This is a genomic window from Martelella sp. NC20, assembly GCF_013459645.1.
In the GTDB taxonomy this organism is placed as follows: domain Bacteria; phylum Pseudomonadota; class Alphaproteobacteria; order Rhizobiales; family Rhizobiaceae; genus Martelella.
Map to the genome: position 1 here is coordinate 3362997 of NZ_CP054861.1, position 16447 is coordinate 3379443.

Consider the following 16447-nt stretch of genomic DNA (forward strand, 5'->3'; position numbering starts at 1 on the left):
AAGGCACTCTTTGAGCGAGTCCGGCGCACGCCGAGGCTTAGTCTGGTCGGCAAATTCATGTGGTCCAGGGGTCGCTCCACCATTGCAGCCTGTCTGGGGCCGCGCCGCGAATAAATATTGCACTGTCGCGTACCAGGTCGCGGGCTGCCGCGTCCTCAACGCCGAGACCCCTCAGGATCTGCGTCAGCAGGCCTTCGACAAAGCTGCGCTCAGCTCGATTGGGTTGCCTTGCAATATGCCGCATGCCCTCCATCAGCGCGCCGATAGCCAGCGCCACGGCGGATTCGTAGTTGACGATGTTGATGAGACCCACCTTGAAGGACTCGCTGATATGCCTTTCCAAGCCGCGGCGCGCGTCCGAGTCACCGCCCAAAGCGTCCCTGCGCGCAACAAAATCAGCCCATAATGGCTCATTTACACTGCGCATAAGGAACAATTGAATCGAAGTCGTCATCTGAAATAGAGGTGGCTCTGAACTGTCGGCGAGAAGCTCAACAAGGCTGCGGACCATTTCAGCGACCATTTCAGCGCCAAGTGTGCCAATCGCCTCGTCCACCGATGTAAAGTACTTGTAGAATGTCGCTTTGGAGACCTGGGCATGGGCGATCACTGCCTCAACCGATGGACGGCCGCCGATCGACGTTTCGTTGCAGATCGCTAAAACCGAGCTCAGGAGCCGCTGGCGCATACGCTGCCGTCGCTTGCGCGCGACCCGCACACGATGATCGGTCTCGTCCGAAGTGACATCTTGCTCGACTGTCATGCTCTACTACTTTCAAATCGATCTCACGCTGGCCCTGAATTGGCACGCTTGGCATGCGCGACCATATTCAACCGCTCGAGTGGGAAAAGTATCACTTTCAAGATCAGTGAACTCGCCTGACTCTGAGTTGCTTACCGCCATCTGTCAAAGCGCGCAACTTGCGACGCGCCACAGACGGAAGCTCAACATAGCTTTCCTACCCTCTCGCCGCCGCCGTTTCATAAATGCGTCCCTTGCTCAAACAGCGGGACACCTGATTTTAATAATAAACAAAAAGTATGATTTATCTGACTTTGCCTCGCCTCTTGCATTCATCCCGGCCCGCCGATCCCCGAGGCTGAAAAACAGGTATTTGCGGTCCGGATTGCAGTGTCCTCGTTACGGCTGGCGCCTCTGAATACAAAGTATACAAATAGTACATTTTGTACTTGACGCCTAATTAGGGCGTTGGTATGCCAGTGCAGGGAAAAATCTGGCGGGAGGATGGATTTATGGACAAGCCACTGAAACGAGACGTGCTCTCTACCGAGGAGAGCCTTGTAGAGTGGGCGCATGATTTTGCGCCGGAACTGCATGCAGCCCAAAAAGAAATCAATGCGGCGGCGCGTACGCCAGAGCGTATTGCCGCAGTGATGGAAGATGCTGGCATCTGGAAGATGCTGGTGCCGCAGGCCTATGGTGGAATGGGCGCACGCCTTTCAACTTGGATGCGCGTGGTAACGGAACTAGGGCGCGGCGATGCGGGTGTAGCCTGGGGCGTCACCCTTAATAGCTCCTGTGCCTGGATGCTGAGTGCGAACTATCCCAGACAGGTGATCGAAGAAGTTTTTGCGGACCCAAAAGCCCGACTTGCAGGGGTTTTTTCCGACCGTGCCGTCAAGGCTCATCGTGTTGAAGGCGGGCTTCACATCGACAAGGGGCGCTGGTTCTTCAACTCGGGCGTTTATCAGGCGGACTGGAACCTGCTCGGCGTGCCCATACTAGACGACGCTGGCAACTGGATTGCGCCTGGTGTCGCGCTCGTACCGATGAAAGACGTGCAGCTTCTCAACGATTGGGACCCATCAGGACTACGCGGTAGCGGCAGCACCAATGTCGCTATGGAAGATGTATTTATCCCGCAGGAACGCATCATAAATATGGGTGCATGTGTTCAGGGGCTTCAGCCGGTCACGACCGACGAGCATACTGTCTACAAAGTGGCGTTTGGTCCCGTCATGGTCTTGATCCTGGCATTCCCGGTGCTTGGCGCCGGTATGCATATGCTTGAAAGCTTCCTTGAGACTGTCGCCAAGCGCGATATCAAGCTGACGAGCTATACCAAACAACATGAAGCGCCGGTCACTCATCTGCAAATCGGTGAGGTATCCGCAAAGATCAACGCTGCAAGGTTGATACTTGAAGACGCCTGCCACAAGCTTGAAAACTACGCGGAACGCAACGAGCCCATGCCTAAGATCGAGCGGGCAGCCATTACCCGCGACTCTGCTTATGCAAACAGCCTTGTATGGGAGGCGGTTGATCTCATGGCCAGCGCAGCCGGTGGCTCCTGGGCATGGAACGGGAATGAGATGAACAGAGTGTGGCAGGACGTCAAGGTCGGCACCATGCATCCCTTCATCAATCTCGCCAGCAACTACGAGGCGTACGGCAACAGCGCCGTGGGGATTGAGCCGGGCATTATGCCTTTTATCTAAATCTTTGCGTCAGCCACGCACTCCCATGAATACTCCCGGGCGTGCGTGGGGGACAATAGAGGACAATCATGGACCAGGAAACTTTCAAGGCCCTGATGGCCGGCGTGCCTGCTCCGGTGACTGTTGTAAGCACATTGCACCGAGGCCAGCCAAAGGGGACAACGGTGTCGTCGCTTGCTTCACTGTCGCTCGAACCGCCGCTCGTATCGATTGCGCTTATGGAAAGCAGCAACCTGTTGAGGCATCTGCGTGATAACGGACGTTTTGCCATCAACCTGTTGGCATATAATCAAGCCAGCTTGGCAATGCAGTTTGCGTCCTCTGTGGAAGACCGGTTCAAAGGCGTCGACTGGTCATTCCAAAACGATCTTCCGCGACTTGCAGGGGTGGCAAGATATTTGGAATGCGAGATCGAAAGTGATGTTCGCGGTGGTGATCATGCTGCGATATTTGCACGGGTGGTTGATTGCTGGATGTCCGAAATGCCGCCGCTAATTTACGTCGACCGGCATTTTGGAACCCACTCCAGTTATGCAACCAAGCGGGAGAGCAGGGGGCTGGCGGAGGCGACAAACTGAAACGTTCGCGGGCATGAAGCGTCAGATGAGATGGCCTCAAGCCAGCGAGGCGCGCCGTCCGCCAAGCGACGCGCGGCCCAAGAAGAGGAGGAAAGAGGTGGGGCGTCATGATGATTGTCATCGTGGAGCTTGGTGTGGTCACGCCGCCTTTCGGCCTCAACCTGTTTATGCTGAAGTCTATCGCGCCTGATGTGCCCGCTGGCCAGATTTATCAGGGAGTTATGCCGCTCGTGCTGGCCGACGTCTTCAAAATTGCGCTATTGATTGCGTTCCCCGTGATCGCGTTGTGGCTACCGTCCACAATGCAGTAACATCGGAGGGTCTCCGGGCGGGACGGGCGCTATTTTTTGTGAAGAGAAGTTCGTTTGGGGTAGTGCTCAGCTTCTGCTTTCCCAGCCCCCGGTTGCTTTAGCGTGCTCGCTCAGTTTTCAACCTTTGCTCAACCGTTTCCGATAGTTGCGCAAGTACCCTTTGAAAAGTCTCCATGTCGTCTTGCGAGACATTGGCGACGAAAGCCCTGTTGCGGTCCTCGAAAAGCACTTCAAGCTTTCCGTGCACCTTCATTCCTTCCGGCGTCAACGAGAGTAACTTGAAGAGCCGGTTCTCGGCATCCTGGCGGGACCTGATGTAACCCCGCCGGACGAGCTGGCTGACGACCCGAGATATCTGCCCCTTGTCGATGACCATGAGCTCACTCAGGTCACGCGCGGTCGCTTCTTCGAAAATTCCAAGAATTATAATGATTCGAAATTCATACAAACTGACGCCGACCGACTGAAGACGCATGACGGCTTCTACCTCGACGAGTTTACTCAACCTTGAAATCCGGTAACCGAGATTTTCATTCAACAGCTCAAGCTTGCGCACACGCTCGGAAAGGTCATTCAGTGACAGATTCATGCATTGCCTCCAGTTGCAATGGTGCATTAGTAGTTGATATAATCATCTATTAAGCGTAATAAGGCTACCAGTGGATGCTTCAGCCGGCAATGGATCAATCGCTATAAGATCTGAATAGGCGCTATGGCCGTATGATCAATGAACAGGGCTGTCAACCTGGGAGGAACTCATGATGAAATTGGCTATAGTCGCTTTAGCTGCGGTTTTCGCCTTGCTGAATGCAAGCGGAACTGCCCTGGCGCAGACCCGCCTGCTCACAAACTGCTTTTGGCCACCCCAACACCTGATGTGCACCAAGGTTCTGCCGACGTGGATTGAATGGGTAGAAGAAGCAACGGAAGGACGCGTTTCAGCTATCGTCCCTCCTAAATCTCTGGCAGCACCGCCCGAGCAATGGAATGCCGTGGAAGCTGGTGTGATGGACGTCGCCGTGATGTTCTCGGGCTTTATTGGCAACCGTGTGCAGGGTTCGCTGGTATCACATAATCTGTTTACGGCGACGAACGACAACGTCGCTATGACCCAGGCCCTCTGGGAAACCTACCAGACTTATTTTCCAGATGAATATGAGGGGGTTGAGCTTTTGTCGATGTGGACGATTCCGACAACTCCAATTTATAGCCTGACCGATGATCCCGTGGATCAAATCAGCGACTTGGTGGATCGTAGAGTCTGGACGGTGCCGGGAAACACGGCCGATCTGCTCAAGGCAATGGGTTCGGGCGTGGTTTCCGGGCCAGCGGTACAGGCCAATGAGCTTATTTCCCGTGGTGTTGTCGATGCTTTCCTCGGTTTCTCGGCTGATGGTGTGGTCAGCGCGCAGCTCACGCCATATGTCAAATCGATGACGCTAACTAACGCCGGCCTTTATGGACCCTCGTTTTCCTTGTTTATGAACAAAGATAGGTGGGCGGAAATCTCCGAGCAAGATCAGGAAGCCATTCGTGAGGTCTCCGGCTTGAAGTTAGGCCTTATGGTCGCCGGAGAATGGGACGATGCACGCATCGCCGCTGAAAAAGAGATGGCGGACGCCGGAATTCGCGTGATCGAGGCGAGCCCTGAGTTTGAAGCGGCATTGATGGAGTATGCGCCTTCCATCAACCAGATATGGATAGACGCTGCCAAGGCCAAGGGGATTGATGCAGAGGCGGCGCTGGAGTTCTACACGCGCCGGGCCAGGGAACTCACCGAGGCTGGTACCGCAGGACAATGACACGCGACAACGGTTCGAAACTATCCTCTCCGGCACGCCGGGGAGGGGATGCACCTCGTTCGGCCTGGCGCGCAGGTATGGAATACGTGCTGCATGTTATGGCGTCGATCTCGGCAGTACTGCTTTTTTTGATGATGATCCTCACCTTCGCGGATGTTCTGGCGCGTTACATAGTGCACAAACCTATCTTCGGCGCAGCCGAGATGATCCAGTTTCTGCTGGCCCTGACGATCTTTTCGGGCCTTGCCGTCATCAATGCCGAGGACGATCACGTCACGGTTGAGCTGTTCGATGTAATGGTGCGGGATGCATTTCCGATTTTATCCAAGGTTCTGGTGCAAGGGGTCTCAATTCTGATTATGGGGCTCATGGTCTGGCAGATGGCGCGGATTGCCGTGCATACCTATGAACTGGGGACAACAACAATCGTGCTGGAATGGCCTATGTGGATCGCCTCCGGCGCAACCGCGTGCTTTGCGGCTATCAGTTTTGTCGTTCAGATCATCGGTCTGTTTGCAGGGCGCCAGTTGCCCCGTCACGATGTGGATCACGTATCATGATGATCGCCCTTGCAGGTTTTGCGGTATTGCTCGTCATGTGCTTTGCCGGGGTGCGTGTAGGCTTCGCTTCGATGCTCGTGGGCATCGCTGGAATCTCGCTGGAGCGAGGATTTTCAGCCGCGCTTACACTGATGGGCCAGCAGATTTTCGACGAGGCCACGAATTACAATCTGTCTGTTATCCCGCTCTTCATCCTCATGGGCGTATTCATATATCGTGCGGAACTAAGCCGTGATCTCTATGATGCGGCTTATGCCGGGCTTGGCCGGTTCCGGGGAGGCTTGGCACTATCAACGGTGCTGGCTTGCGCGGGGTTTTCCGCAGTTTGCGGTTCGAGCCTTGCGACTGCGGCGACCATGACCAAAGTCGCCATGCCTCCGATGCGCGAATTCAAATACAGTGATCGGCTCGCCGCCGGGACAATTGCGGCTGGTGGCACCCTGGGCATTATGATCCCGCCTTCGGTTCCGCTGGTCATCTACGGCATTGTGGCGGAGCAGGATATCGGCCGCCTATTCATGGCCGGCATATTGCCCGGACTTCTTTTGGTCGGATTGTTTATGGGGGTTGTTGGAGCAACTGTCTTGCATGATCCGGAAGCCGGCCCGGTCGGTCCCCCATTGAGCGAAGAGCGGAAGCGTAAGGCAATGCGCAGTGTCTGGCCGGTACTGGCCCTATTCACCCTCATTCTGGGTGGCATTTACGGTGCGGTTTTCACACCCACGGAGGCTGCGGGTATCGGCGCGATTGGCGCAGCCGCAATTGCAGTGACGCGCGGGCGTTTGCGGACGCTGGGCGAATGGCGTTCGGCGCTTGTCGAAACCACGTCGACTACCGCCAAGCTGTTTATCGTCGTTTTTGGCGCCTTGATCTTTGCACAATTTATCAATTTGTCGGGCATGCCTTACGATCTGCTGGACTTTGTGCAGGCGCTCGATCTCACGCCGACCGGGCTGGTGTTGTTTATTCTCGCCATCGCTATTGTTATGGGAATGATCTTCGAATCGATCGGCATTCTACTGCTGCTTGTGCCGGTGTTTCTTCCAGCACTCTACGCCTCCGGTGTCGATATGATCTGGTTTGGCATTCTCATCGTTCTTGTGACCGAGCTTGGCCTTATATCCCCGCCGATCGGAATGAACGTTTTCATTGTAAAATCGGTAGCCCGAGAGCTGGCCCTCGCGGACATTTTCATCGGTGTCACCCCTTTCATCCTGGCGATGCTTATTGCGTGTGCGGTTATCTTTGCCGTGCCTGGCGTCGCAACTTTTCTCCCTGACTTTATGAGGTGACCTGATGGCAAAACTCAAAAACGTGCTGTGGATAATGGCGGATCAGCTCCGCTACGATTATCTCAGTTGCTACGGGCACAAAACATTGCACACGCCAAACATCGACCGGCTTGCCGCGATGGGAGTGAAGTTCAATCGTACTTATGTCCAAAGCCCGATTTGCGGACCAAGCCGCATGAGTTTTTATACTGGCCGTTATGTGCGCTCACACGGTTCGACATGGAACGGCTTTCCTCTCCGTGTTGGTGAGCCAACGCTTGGCGATCATTTGCGCGAACTTGGTGTGCGGTGTTCGCTGGTTGGCAAGACCCACATGGTGCCGGACGCCGAGGGCATGAAACGGCTGGGTATTGAGCCGGAATCCGTCATCGGCAATTTTGTGCGGGAATGCGGGTTTGAGCCCTATGAAAGGGATGACGGGCTGCATCCCACCGCGCTGTCCCATCATTCCAACCTTGCCTATAACGAGTATCTGCGCGCTCATGGAATGGGTGGCGAGAATCCCTGGGAAGATTGGGCCAACTCCGCAGAGGGCCCGGATGGCGAAATTTTGTCGGGCTGGTACATGCAAAATGCCCACCTGCCGGCGCGCGTTCCGGCGGAGCATTCAGAAACCACTTATATGATGAACCGCGGAATTGATTTCATGGAAGAGGCCGAGGGCCCCTGGCTGTGTCATCTCTCCTTTATCAAACCGCATTGGCCCTACATGGCACCCGCCCCCTACAACGACATGTATAGTGCCAAGGATTTGCCACCTGTGGTCCGTACCGATGAGGAATTGCGCACCGATCATCCCTTCCTTAAATCATGGCAGGAAACGCGGGTAAGCGAATGTTTTTCCCGCGATGATGTGCGTGACAGGGTGGCGCCGGTCTATATGGGTTTGATCAAACAGCTTGACGACGAGATGGGCCGCCTGCTGGATTATCTGGAAAAATCGGGCCGGCTTGAGGATACAATGATTGTATTTACCTCGGACCATGGCGACAATATGGGCGATCACTGGCTGGGCGAGAAGGATCTGTTTTACGACTGCTCGGCACGTATCCCGCTCATCATTTACGATCCACGGCCTGAAGCCGACAGCACGCGCGGCACCTCGACTGATCTCCTGGCTGAAGGCATCGACCTTGCGGCAACGTTCGTGGAGTGTTTTGGCGGCAATGCCAAGCCGCACATTCTCGAAGGCCGCAGTTTGATGCCGATTATCGAGGACCGCGTCGGGTCCTGGCGAAAATATGCGATTTCGGAGTATGATTATTCCACACGCTCACCCCGGCGCGCCCTTGACGTAGATGAAGCCGACGCGCGTCTGATCATGGTGTTTGATGGTCGCTGGAAATATATTCATTGCGAAGGTTTCCGGCCCATGCTCTTCGATCTGGAGACCGATCCGGGCGAGGTAGTCGATCTGGGCGCAGTTGCTGAACATGAACAAACGCGAGAGCGCCTCCGGCAGGAAATGGATCGATGGTCGCGAACCCACCACAACAGGATTACCATCTCAAAGGCTCGAATTGAAAAACTGACCGACATCGGCGAGCCTCCGGGCATTCTTATTGGTTATTGGGATGCTCCCAAGGCTGAAAATTCAGATACTTCGGGCTGAAGGCCAGGTTGTATGACACACGAATTTGCATTTTTTGAGGGCAAAGGCCTGAGTTGGACCATTCGCCGCTAATGGGCTATAGACCCGCCAGTAAATTTTCCACCCTGCTGCTGAACCGTTTGAACGAAGGCAGTAGCGGGGTCGTTTGCCGGCAGGGGAAATCTGGTTCGCTAAAGGCGATTTCGGTAGCGTCGACGATGTTTGGCTGTATGGCAGGCTGGGCGCTTTTCCCCAATGGCGGCGGCTTCGGATGATCGTGCCAATTCCGATGCGCGCAATAGAATGTTGGATTGGTCGAGAACGATGACGAACAACGGTGGAAATGCTCCTACGTTTGAGCAGCGCCAAGCTGATGTTTGCGCGGTTAACCGCAAGGCCACCCCGACGCCAACCACACGGGCAGGCACAAGGCTAACCTCGCCAACCATCGCGGCCATGTCAGTATGGGTGAGAGCGGGAGGTGCGCCTGCGAGCGTTTGCCGCCAGCTCTCCCAAACTGAGTCGACCGCATCGCGGATTTAGGGTAGCGGCGCTGGGCCTCTTTGGGGTCTCGGGTTTGAAGGGAGCGGTGAACCTCACCCCTGTATTTGATGCCGAGGGCTTTGAGTCGGGTCTTTCCCCGCTTCAGGTCCGAAGGCGTATCCCTTCTGAAATAGAAAATTCCAAATCTCGGGTGTCGCCACGGGCCGCTCATGATCCACCTTCGTCGTATCAACACGTAGATGCCTTTCGTAGCAGTCCGGTCCAAGGAAGGCTAAGGAAAACACTAACTTATTGCTTTTGAAGGAAGAAGAATGGTGGGCGATGAGAGACTCGAACTCCCGACATCCTCGGTGTAAACGAGGCGCTCTACCAACTGAGCTAATCGCCCGCCCGTGTTGGTGGTGCGTGAAATATGCGGATCGCGGCAAAACCGCAAGAGGGGAATGAGCGGTTTTTGATATTTTTTTCGCATCCGCGCCCGCAGGTCTCGCGACAGGCCGCGTGAAATCGCGCCGGAGGCTCGTCCGCTGCATCGCCGCTCGCCTTTGGGCCGGCGAAGGGGAGGGCTCTTTCGCGCCTTTTGCACATCTGCGATAACGGCATGATTGTGGAGGGGTATGGCTTCATGAATCAGTCTACCGATATCGGCGACCGTCTCACCGACCAAACGGCACCACCGGATGATGTCGCCGTCCGTAACTGGATCGGGCCGGATGCCTATGCGCAATGGTCCGCGCTGCGCGACTGGATCGCCGCAGGGTATCCGGGGATATTCGCGCCAGACTGGATATATGGCGGCAAGAAGCACGGCTGGTCGCTGCGTTACAAGAAAAGCAGGGCGTTCTGCACTTTTCTGCCGGAATACCGTGTCTTTTCCGTGGTCATTGTATTGGGAGGGGCGGAACGCGAAAAGGTGGAGGCCCGGCGTGAAACGTTCAGCCCCAGGCTGATGGCGCCCTACGACGCGACGGAAACCTATCGTGACGGCAAATGGCTCAAGATCGGCGTGTCCTCGGCCGATGAGTTGAAGGATGTGACGGATCTGCTGATCCTCAAGCGCAGGCCGAAAGCAGCTTCCTGATCCCGCCGGCGTTGTCCGCAAAGCCGAAATTGCGGCAGCTATCGATCGCAGATGGATTGCTTGAGGCATCGCGGCTTCGCTTTCGCCGCTGCGGCGTCGCCCGTTACTCCGGTTCGTCCGGCGGTCGTGCCGGCAGGTGGCATTTTCGTGGTTCCGGGAGGTCAGGAGCCGGGCTTCACAAAAAAATCGGAAATGCGTGACAAGCTGCTTGACAGTGAAAGGCGGCCCCCTTAAACAGCCGCTCACGCCGACAGACGAAGCGCTTCGAAAACAAGCGGTTCGAAACTGAAACGGCATAAAGCGCGGGTGTAGCTCAGCTGGTTAGAGTGCCGGCCTGTCACGCCGGAGGTCGCGGGTTCGAGCCCCGTCACTCGCGCCATTTTCTCTTTCATTCATAGTGTGTTTATGTCTCCCGCGATACCGGAGATATTGCGCTGCGTCTGGCTCCGCCGGCGCTGATACCGGATGCGTTTTCCGCAGCCCACGCTGCTTTGCGCGATAGATGACAACCGCAACAATTTGCCGCAGCCCCTGCCTGCCTGCCCCGGCGCGTATCATGGCGGGCGGATGAAACTTTGTTGCAGCGCGACGAAATGGATTTCAATGTCTTGCGCGAGCGCGCTGGCTGCGCTAGTCACGACCCGACATCTATCAATTTTCGGTCTCGCGGTTTATCCTGCGGGTGCGCTGACCCGGGCGCCTCAAAACGGCAAGGGTGTTTTATATGGCTGAAGTCCTCAGTTCCTATATTCCGATCGTCATCTTTATCGCTATCTGTCTCATCATCGGGCTGGCCCTGATGGTCGCGCCGTTCGCGCTGGCCTTCAAGGCGCCCGATGCGGAAAAGCTGTCCGCCTATGAGTGCGGCTTCAATGCTTTCGATGATGCGCGCATGAAGTTCGACATCCGCTTCTATCTCGTGGCAATCCTGTTCATCATCTTCGACCTCGAGGTCGCCTTCCTGTTTCCGTGGGCGGCATCGTTCGGCGATATCGGCTGGTTCGGTTTCTGGTCGATGATGGTGTTTCTGGCCGTGCTGACCATCGGCTTCGTCTATGAATGGAAGAAAGGAGCGCTGGAATGGGAATGAGCACCAACGAAACCCTGGTTGCCCCCGTGCCCCAGGGCGTCGTCGACCCGCGCACCAGCAAGCCGGTCGGCGCGGATGACCGTTTCTTCGGCGAGATCAACAATGAACTCGCCGACAAGGGCTTTCTGGTTACCTCGTCGGCGCAGCTCATCACCTGGGCGCGCACCGGCTCGCTGATGTGGATGCAGTTCGGCCTGGCCTGCTGCGCCGTCGAGATGATGCAGATGTCGATGCCGCGTTATGACTGCGAGCGCTTCGGCTTCGCCCCGCGCGCCTCGCCGCGCCAGTCCGACGTGATGATCGTCGCCGGCACGCTGACCAACAAGATGGCACCGGCGCTGCGCAAGGTCTACGACCAGATGCCGGAGCCGCGCTACGTGATTTCGATGGGCTCGTGCGCCAATGGCGGCGGCTATTATCATTATTCATACTCGGTCGTGCGCGGCTGCGATCGCGTCGTTCCGGTCGATATCTACGTGCCGGGCTGTCCGCCCACTGCCGAAGCCCTGCTTTACGGCGTGCTTCTTCTGCAGAAGAAGATCCGGCGCACCGGAACGATCGAGCGATAGGGGCCGACATGAGCGAAGTCTTGAACGAACTGGGCGCCCATATCCGCGAAGCCTGCGAGGGCGTTGCCGATATCGCGCTCGCGCATGGCGAACTCACCGTCCACACCACGCCGGAAGGCATCGCCGATGTCGCCAAGTTCCTGCGCGATGACGGCCAGTGCGCCTTTGTCTGCATCATCGATGTCTGCGGTGTCGACTGGCCGACGCGTGAGAAGCGTTTCGATGTCGTCTACCACCTGCTGTCGCCGACGCAGAACCTGCGTGTGCGCATCAAGCTTGAAGTCGGCGAGGACGAGGTCGTGCCCTCGATCACGCCGATCTTCCCGGGTGCCGACTGGTTCGAGCGCGAAACCTGGGACATGTACGGCATTCCCTTCAGCGGCCATCCGGACCTGCGCCGGATCCTCACCGATTACGGCTTCGAGGGGCATCCGCTGCGCAAGGATTTCCCGACCACCGGTTTCGTCGAACTGCGCTATGACGAGGAAGCCAAGCGCGTGATCTACGAACCCGTCGAACTCCGTCAGGAATACCGCAGCTTCGACTTCCTGTCCCCGTGGGAGGGGCCGGAATACGTGCTGCCCGGAGATGAAAAGGCAAACGGCTGAGCCGAAACCCAATTCCATGAGCGCGGAGCGCCTTGACCATGACTGAACATAATGTCCGCAACTTCACGATCAACTTCGGGCCCGAGCATCCCTCGGCCCACGGTGTGTTGCGACTGGTGCTGGAGCTTGACGGCGAGATTGTCGAGCGCGTCGATCCGCATATCGGCCTGCTTCACCGCGGAACCGAAAAGCTGATCGAGACCAAGACCTATCTTCAGGCCGTGCCCTATTTCGACCGGCTCGATTATGTCGCGCCGATGAACCAGGAACACGCCTTCGCGCTTGCCGTCGAGAAACTGCTCGAGGTCGAGATCCCGATCAGGGGCCAGCTCATTCGCGTGCTGTTTTCCGAGATCGGCCGTGTTCTCAACCATCTGTTGAACTGCACCACCGCCGCCATGGACGTCGGCGCGCTGACGCCGCCATTGTGGGGCTTTGAAGAGCGCGAAAAGCTGATGGTGTTTTACGAGCGGGCCTGCGGCGCGCGCATGCATGCCGCCTATTTCCGGCCCGGCGGCGTACATCAGGATCTGCCGCCCGAACTGGTCGAGGATATCGGCAAGTGGTGCGAGCAGTTTCCCGCAAGGCTGAATGATATCGAGGCGCTTCTGGCGGGTAACCGCATTTTCAAGCAGCGCAATGTCGATATCGCGGTTGTGACGCTGGAAGATGCCTTCGCCTGGGGCTTTTCCGGCCCGATGGTGCGCGGCTCGGGCGCTGCCTGGGATCTGCGGCGCGCGCAGCCCTATGAATGCTACAGCGATATGGATTTCGACGTCGTGATCGGCAAGAACGGCGACTGCTATGACCGCTGGGTGGTGCGCATCAACGAGATGCGCGAATCGGTGAAGATCATGAAGCAGTGCGTCGAACGGCTGCTCGGCGATGCCAAGTCCGGTCCGTTCAACTCGATGGATGGCAAGGTGGTGCCGCCCAAGCGCGGCCAGATGAAGCGCTCGATGGAAGCGCTGATCCATCACTTCAAGCTCTATACCGAGGGCTACCACGTGCCCGAGGGCGAGGTTTATGCAGCCGTCGAGGCCCCCAAGGGTGAATTCGGCGTCTATCTCGTCTCCGACGGCACCAACAGGCCCTACCGCTGCAAGATCCGCGCGCCGGGCTTCGCCCACCTGTCGGCCATGGATTTCATGTCCAGGGGCCATCAGCTTGCCGACGTCACCGCCATTATCGGTACGCTCGACATCGTGTTCGGCGAGGTGGACCGGTGAGCCTTGCGGCCGTAAAGAGTGCAGAAATCGTTTCCGACTGTCCCGCGCCGGTTGCAGGCCGGCCGCATGGCATGGGATATGCGGAAGCCGTGATGACAACCTCCGAAGAGGTGTAAGAAAGCATGTCCGTTCGTCGTTTAGCCGATGAGAATATCCAGCCCCCAGCTTTCGCGTTTTCAGACGAGAACGCGGCCTGGGCTGAAGCCACGATCCGGAAATATCCGGAAGGCCGCCAGCAGTCGGCCGTGATCCCGCTTCTGATGCGGGCGCAGGACCAGGAAGGCTGGGTCACCCGTGCCGCGATCGAAAAGGTCGCCGACATGCTGGCCATGCCGCTGATCCGCGTATTGGAAGTGGCGACATTCTATACCCAGTTCCAGCTGAAGCCGGTCGGCAAGCACGCCCATATCCAGGTCTGCGGCACCACGCCCTGCATGCTGCGGGGTGCCGGCGACCTGATCAATGTCTGCAAGAACAAGATCAATGCCGCGCCGTTCGAGACCAATGCCGACGGCACGATGTCGTGGGAAGAGGTCGAATGCCTCGGCGCCTGCGCCAACGCCCCGATGGTTATGATCTTCAAGGACGTTTACGAGGACCTGACGCCGGAGCGGATGGAAGAGATCATCGAGGCGTTCGAGGCCGGCCGCGGGGCGGAGATCAAGCCCGGGCCGCAGATCGATCGCTGGCTCTCGGCGCCCGAAGGCGGCTTTACCTCGCTGACCGAGGAAGGCGAGGGGGCGCTCGAATCCGACGATACCGATGCCACCGACGAGGGCGCGGGCTCCGAGGAGGCGATCAACGGCGCTGCCGGCGATCGTCCGCCGGCTGCCGACCTGAAGCCGGATGATGCCGACGACCTGACGCTGATGAACGGCGTGGGTCCGAAGATCGCCGGCCTTCTCAACGAGATCGGCATTTACAAGTTCGAGCAGATCGCGGCATGGACGCCCGGCGAATGCGCCTGGGTCAATGATTCGCTGAGGCTGGGCGGCCGCATCGCGCGTGACGAGTGGGTGCGACAGGCCGGCGTGCTGGCCAAGGGCGGCATTGAGGAGTACGAAAAAGTATTCGGCAGAACAGCGCGGTAGGAGTGAAGCATGTTAAAAGACAAGGATCGCATCTTCACCAATCTCTACGGCCACAGGGACACGTCCCTGAAGGGCGCGATGTCGCGCGGGCTCTGGGATGACACGAAGTCGATCATAGACAAGGGCCGTGACTGGATCATTCAGGAGATGAAGGATTCAGGCCTGCGCGGCCGTGGCGGCGCGGGCTTTCCGACCGGTCTCAAATGGTCGTTCATGCCGAAGGACGACCGGGTGCATTACCTCGTTGTAAACGCGGATGAATCCGAACCCGGCACCTGCAAGGACCGCGAGATCCTGCGCAACGACCCGCATCATCTGGTCGAGGGTTGCCTGATCGCCGGCTGCGCCATGGGCGCGCACACCGCCTATATCTACGTGCGCGGCGAATTCATCCGCGAGCGCGAGGCGCTGCAGACGGCGATCGACGAATGCTACGATGCCGGCCTTCTCGGCAAGGATAACAAGTGCGGCTGGGACATGGACGTGATCGTCCATCACGGTGCCGGCGCTTATATCTGCGGCGAGGAAACCGCGCTGCTCGAAAGCCTGGAAGGCAAGAAGGGTCAGCCGCGCCTGAAGCCGCCTTTCCCGGCCAATATGGGCCTTTATGGCCAGCCGACGACGGTCAACAATGTCGAGTCGATCGCGGTGGCGCCGACCATCCTGCGTCGCGGCGCAAGCTGGTTCTCGTCCTTCGGCCGTCCCAACAATGTCGGCACCAAGCTGTTCATGGTCTCCGGCCATGTGAACCGGCCTTGCGTGGTCGAGGAATCGATGGGCATCACCTTCCGTGAGCTGATCGAAAAGCACTGCGGCGGCATTCGCGGCGGCTGGGACAATCTGCTGGCGGTCATCCCCGGCGGCGCGTCCTGCCCGGTGGTCAAGGCCGAGGACATGATCGACGTTCAGCTCGACTTCGACGGGTTGCGCGGCGTGAAGTCGTCCTTCGGGACCGGCGGCGCGATCGTGATGGACAAATCGACCGACATCATCAAGGCGATCGCCCGGCTTTCGGCCTTCTTCAAGCATGAAAGCTGCGGCCAGTGCACGCCGTGCCGCGAAGGCACCGGCTGGATGTGGCGGGTGATGGAGCGCATGGTGACCGGTAATGCGCAGAAGCGCGAGATCGACATGCTGCTCGAGGTCACCAAGCAGGTGGAAGGCCACACGATCTGCGCGCTCGGCGACGCGGCCGCGTGGCCGATCCAGGGCCTGATCCGCAATTTCCGTCCGGAAATCGAAAAGCGGATCGACCAGTACACGGCCAACGCCACGTCGCATGGCGCGGTGATGGAAGCGGCGGAGTGAAGTGATGGATATCCACGGGCAGGCCAGTCGCATCGACGCCAGGAAGAGCGATCTTTCCGGATCGGCGTTTGACGATGTCAACCTGTCCGGGGTTTCCTACGAGAATGTCAATTTTTCCGGCGGCGGCTATCACAGGGTCACGCTCTCGGGCTCCAAATTCGACGATGTGAACATGTCGGGTTGCGGGTTTGAGAATGTGAACATGTCGGGATGGAGCGTGAACAACGCCAACCTCTCGGGCACTGTGGTGACGGACGCCAATCTCTCCGGCGTTTCGATCAGTGACTGCCGTTTCGACGGCATGACGATCGAAGGCGTCGATGTCGGCGCGTTGCTCGCGCTGTGGAAAGAACACAAGGCTTGAGGCGAGGCC

Annotated in this window: 18 protein-coding genes and 2 tRNA genes; 16 read left to right on the forward strand and 4 right to left on the reverse strand. The window is 57.8% G+C overall.

Translation table 11 applies throughout. The features are described 5' to 3' along the window. Positions 1–55: 55 nt before the first annotated feature. Positions 56–763 (reverse strand): TetR/AcrR family transcriptional regulator, encoded by a 708-nt coding sequence (locus tag HQ843_RS16015; RefSeq protein WP_180897387.1) that lies wholly within the window; start codon positions 761–763, stop codon positions 56–58. 491 nt (positions 764–1254) lie between these two features. Here HQ843_RS16015 and HQ843_RS16020 point away from each other — a divergent pair, with 491 nt between their 5' ends. The 3 genes from HQ843_RS16020 to HQ843_RS16030 all read left to right on the forward strand — a co-directional run bounded on the left by HQ843_RS16020 (position 1255) and on the right by HQ843_RS16030 (position 3349). Further along, complete coding sequence (locus HQ843_RS16020; protein WP_180897386.1) at positions 1255–2460, forward strand: acyl-CoA dehydrogenase family protein; 1206 nt, start codon at positions 1255–1257, stop codon at positions 2458–2460. Between the two features lie 68 nt (positions 2461–2528). After that, entirely contained in the window at positions 2529–3038 is a 510-nt protein-coding gene (locus HQ843_RS16025) for a flavin reductase family protein (RefSeq protein WP_180897385.1), read from the forward strand. Positions 3039–3145: 107 nt separating this feature from the next. Beyond that, on the forward strand, positions 3146–3349 hold the full coding sequence (locus HQ843_RS16030) for a TRAP transporter large permease subunit (protein ID WP_180897384.1): 204 nt from the start codon (positions 3146–3148) through the stop codon (positions 3347–3349). Between the two features lie 97 nt (positions 3350–3446). Here HQ843_RS16030 and HQ843_RS16035 read toward each other — a convergent pair whose 3' ends face one another. Continuing rightward, entirely contained in the window at positions 3447–3938 is a 492-nt protein-coding gene (locus tag HQ843_RS16035; RefSeq protein WP_180897383.1) for a MarR family winged helix-turn-helix transcriptional regulator, read from the reverse strand. A gap of 169 nt (positions 3939–4107) precedes the next feature. Here HQ843_RS16035 and HQ843_RS16040 point away from each other — a divergent pair, with 169 nt between their 5' ends. From HQ843_RS16040 to HQ843_RS16055, 4 genes are read left to right on the forward strand one after another with little or no spacing between them, the layout of a single operon-like run. Then, on the forward strand, positions 4108–5151 hold the full coding sequence (locus tag HQ843_RS16040) for a type 2 periplasmic-binding domain-containing protein (protein ID WP_180897382.1): 1044 nt from the start codon (positions 4108–4110) through the stop codon (positions 5149–5151). After that, positions 5148–5711 (forward strand): TRAP transporter small permease, encoded by a 564-nt coding sequence (locus tag HQ843_RS16045; protein WP_180903245.1) that lies wholly within the window; start codon positions 5148–5150, stop codon positions 5709–5711. Before HQ843_RS16040 ends, HQ843_RS16045 begins: the two co-directional genes overlap by 4 nt. After that, complete coding sequence (locus tag HQ843_RS16050) at positions 5708–7003, forward strand: TRAP transporter large permease (RefSeq protein WP_180897380.1); 1296 nt, start codon at positions 5708–5710, stop codon at positions 7001–7003. The genes HQ843_RS16045 and HQ843_RS16050 overlap by 4 nt, the downstream gene beginning before the upstream one ends. A gap of 4 nt (positions 7004–7007) precedes the next feature. Further along, the gene (locus HQ843_RS16055; protein ID WP_180897379.1) at positions 7008–8615 is read left to right on the forward strand and encodes an alkaline phosphatase family protein; all 1608 of its coding nucleotides are present in this window, start codon (positions 7008–7010) and stop codon (positions 8613–8615) included. Between the two features lie 364 nt (positions 8616–8979). Here HQ843_RS16055 and HQ843_RS30050 read toward each other — a convergent pair whose 3' ends face one another. Further along, positions 8980–9309, reverse strand: a complete 330-nt coding sequence (locus HQ843_RS30050; RefSeq protein WP_371822018.1) for a DUF6538 domain-containing protein — start codon at positions 9307–9309, stop codon at positions 8980–8982. 101 nt (positions 9310–9410) lie between these two features. Next, positions 9411–9486, reverse strand: a tRNA-Val gene (locus HQ843_RS16060). Positions 9487–9723: 237 nt separating this feature from the next. Between HQ843_RS16060 and HQ843_RS16065 the strand changes: the two genes are divergently transcribed. The 9 genes from HQ843_RS16065 (at position 9724) to HQ843_RS16105 (ending at position 16438) form a co-directional block, all read left to right on the forward strand. Then, positions 9724–10179, forward strand: coding sequence for a DUF3788 domain-containing protein (locus HQ843_RS16065; protein WP_180897378.1), 456 nt, complete (start codon positions 9724–9726; stop codon positions 10177–10179). Positions 10180–10481: 302 nt separating this feature from the next. After that, positions 10482–10558, forward strand: a tRNA-Asp gene (locus HQ843_RS16070). A 345-nt stretch (positions 10559–10903) separates the two neighbouring features. Next, entirely contained in the window at positions 10904–11269 is a 366-nt protein-coding gene (locus HQ843_RS16075) for an NADH-quinone oxidoreductase subunit A (RefSeq protein WP_018064321.1), read from the forward strand. Further along, complete coding sequence (locus HQ843_RS16080) at positions 11260–11838, forward strand: NuoB/complex I 20 kDa subunit family protein (RefSeq protein ID WP_180897377.1); 579 nt, start codon at positions 11260–11262, stop codon at positions 11836–11838. Before HQ843_RS16075 ends, HQ843_RS16080 begins: the two co-directional genes overlap by 10 nt. Before the next feature lie 8 nt (positions 11839–11846). After that, the gene (locus HQ843_RS16085) at positions 11847–12446 is read left to right on the forward strand and encodes an NADH-quinone oxidoreductase subunit C (protein WP_180897376.1); all 600 of its coding nucleotides are present in this window, start codon (positions 11847–11849) and stop codon (positions 12444–12446) included. Positions 12447–12484: 38 nt separating this feature from the next. Continuing rightward, a complete protein-coding gene (locus tag HQ843_RS16090; RefSeq protein ID WP_180897375.1) occupies positions 12485–13675 on the forward strand; it encodes an NADH-quinone oxidoreductase subunit D in 1191 nt (396 codons plus the stop codon). A 122-nt stretch (positions 13676–13797) separates the two neighbouring features. Further along, positions 13798–14766: an NADH-quinone oxidoreductase subunit NuoE gene (gene nuoE, locus HQ843_RS16095; RefSeq protein WP_180897374.1), complete on the forward strand. Its 969-nt coding sequence runs from the start codon at positions 13798–13800 to the stop codon at positions 14764–14766. A 9-nt stretch (positions 14767–14775) separates the two neighbouring features. After that, complete coding sequence (gene nuoF, locus HQ843_RS16100) at positions 14776–16074, forward strand: NADH-quinone oxidoreductase subunit NuoF (protein ID WP_180897373.1); 1299 nt, start codon at positions 14776–14778, stop codon at positions 16072–16074. 4 nt (positions 16075–16078) lie between these two features. Further along, a complete protein-coding gene (locus tag HQ843_RS16105; protein WP_180897372.1) occupies positions 16079–16438 on the forward strand; it encodes a pentapeptide repeat-containing protein in 360 nt (119 codons plus the stop codon). The last annotated feature ends 9 nt before the right edge of the window (positions 16439–16447 follow it).

Bases quoted from the DNA above. Each gene is read 5' to 3' on its own strand.
- HQ843_RS16080 (WP_180897377.1), top strand. From the start codon at position 11,260: ATGGGAATGAGCACCAACGAAACCCTGGTTGCCCCCGTGCCCCAGGGC.
- HQ843_RS16040 (WP_180897382.1), top strand. From the start codon at position 4,108: ATGATGAAATTGGCTATAGTCGCTTTAGCTGCGGTTTTCGCCTTGCTG.
- HQ843_RS16035 (WP_180897383.1), bottom strand. From the start codon at position 3,938: ATGAATCTGTCACTGAATGACCTTTCCGAGCGTGTGCGCAAGCTTGAG.
- HQ843_RS16075 (WP_018064321.1), top strand. From the start codon at position 10,904: ATGGCTGAAGTCCTCAGTTCCTATATTCCGATCGTCATCTTTATCGCT.
- nuoF (WP_180897373.1), top strand. From the start codon at position 14,776: ATGTTAAAAGACAAGGATCGCATCTTCACCAATCTCTACGGCCACAGG.
- HQ843_RS16050 (WP_180897380.1), top strand. From the start codon at position 5,708: ATGATGATCGCCCTTGCAGGTTTTGCGGTATTGCTCGTCATGTGCTTT.
- HQ843_RS16015 (WP_180897387.1), bottom strand. From the start codon at position 763: ATGACAGTCGAGCAAGATGTCACTTCGGACGAGACCGATCATCGTGTG.
- HQ843_RS16020 (WP_180897386.1), top strand. From the start codon at position 1,255: ATGGACAAGCCACTGAAACGAGACGTGCTCTCTACCGAGGAGAGCCTT.
- HQ843_RS16090 (WP_180897375.1), top strand. From the start codon at position 12,485: ATGACTGAACATAATGTCCGCAACTTCACGATCAACTTCGGGCCCGAG.
- nuoE (WP_180897374.1), top strand. From the start codon at position 13,798: ATGTCCGTTCGTCGTTTAGCCGATGAGAATATCCAGCCCCCAGCTTTC.
- HQ843_RS16030 (WP_180897384.1), top strand. From the start codon at position 3,146: ATGATGATTGTCATCGTGGAGCTTGGTGTGGTCACGCCGCCTTTCGGC.
- HQ843_RS16045 (WP_180903245.1), top strand. From the start codon at position 5,148: ATGACACGCGACAACGGTTCGAAACTATCCTCTCCGGCACGCCGGGGA.
- HQ843_RS16105 (WP_180897372.1), top strand. From the start codon at position 16,079: ATGGATATCCACGGGCAGGCCAGTCGCATCGACGCCAGGAAGAGCGAT.
- HQ843_RS16025 (WP_180897385.1), top strand. From the start codon at position 2,529: ATGGACCAGGAAACTTTCAAGGCCCTGATGGCCGGCGTGCCTGCTCCG.
- HQ843_RS16085 (WP_180897376.1), top strand. From the start codon at position 11,847: ATGAGCGAAGTCTTGAACGAACTGGGCGCCCATATCCGCGAAGCCTGC.
- HQ843_RS30050 (WP_371822018.1), bottom strand. From the start codon at position 9,309: ATGAGCGGCCCGTGGCGACACCCGAGATTTGGAATTTTCTATTTCAGA.
- HQ843_RS16055 (WP_180897379.1), top strand. From the start codon at position 7,008: ATGGCAAAACTCAAAAACGTGCTGTGGATAATGGCGGATCAGCTCCGC.
- HQ843_RS16065 (WP_180897378.1), top strand. From the start codon at position 9,724: ATGAATCAGTCTACCGATATCGGCGACCGTCTCACCGACCAAACGGCA.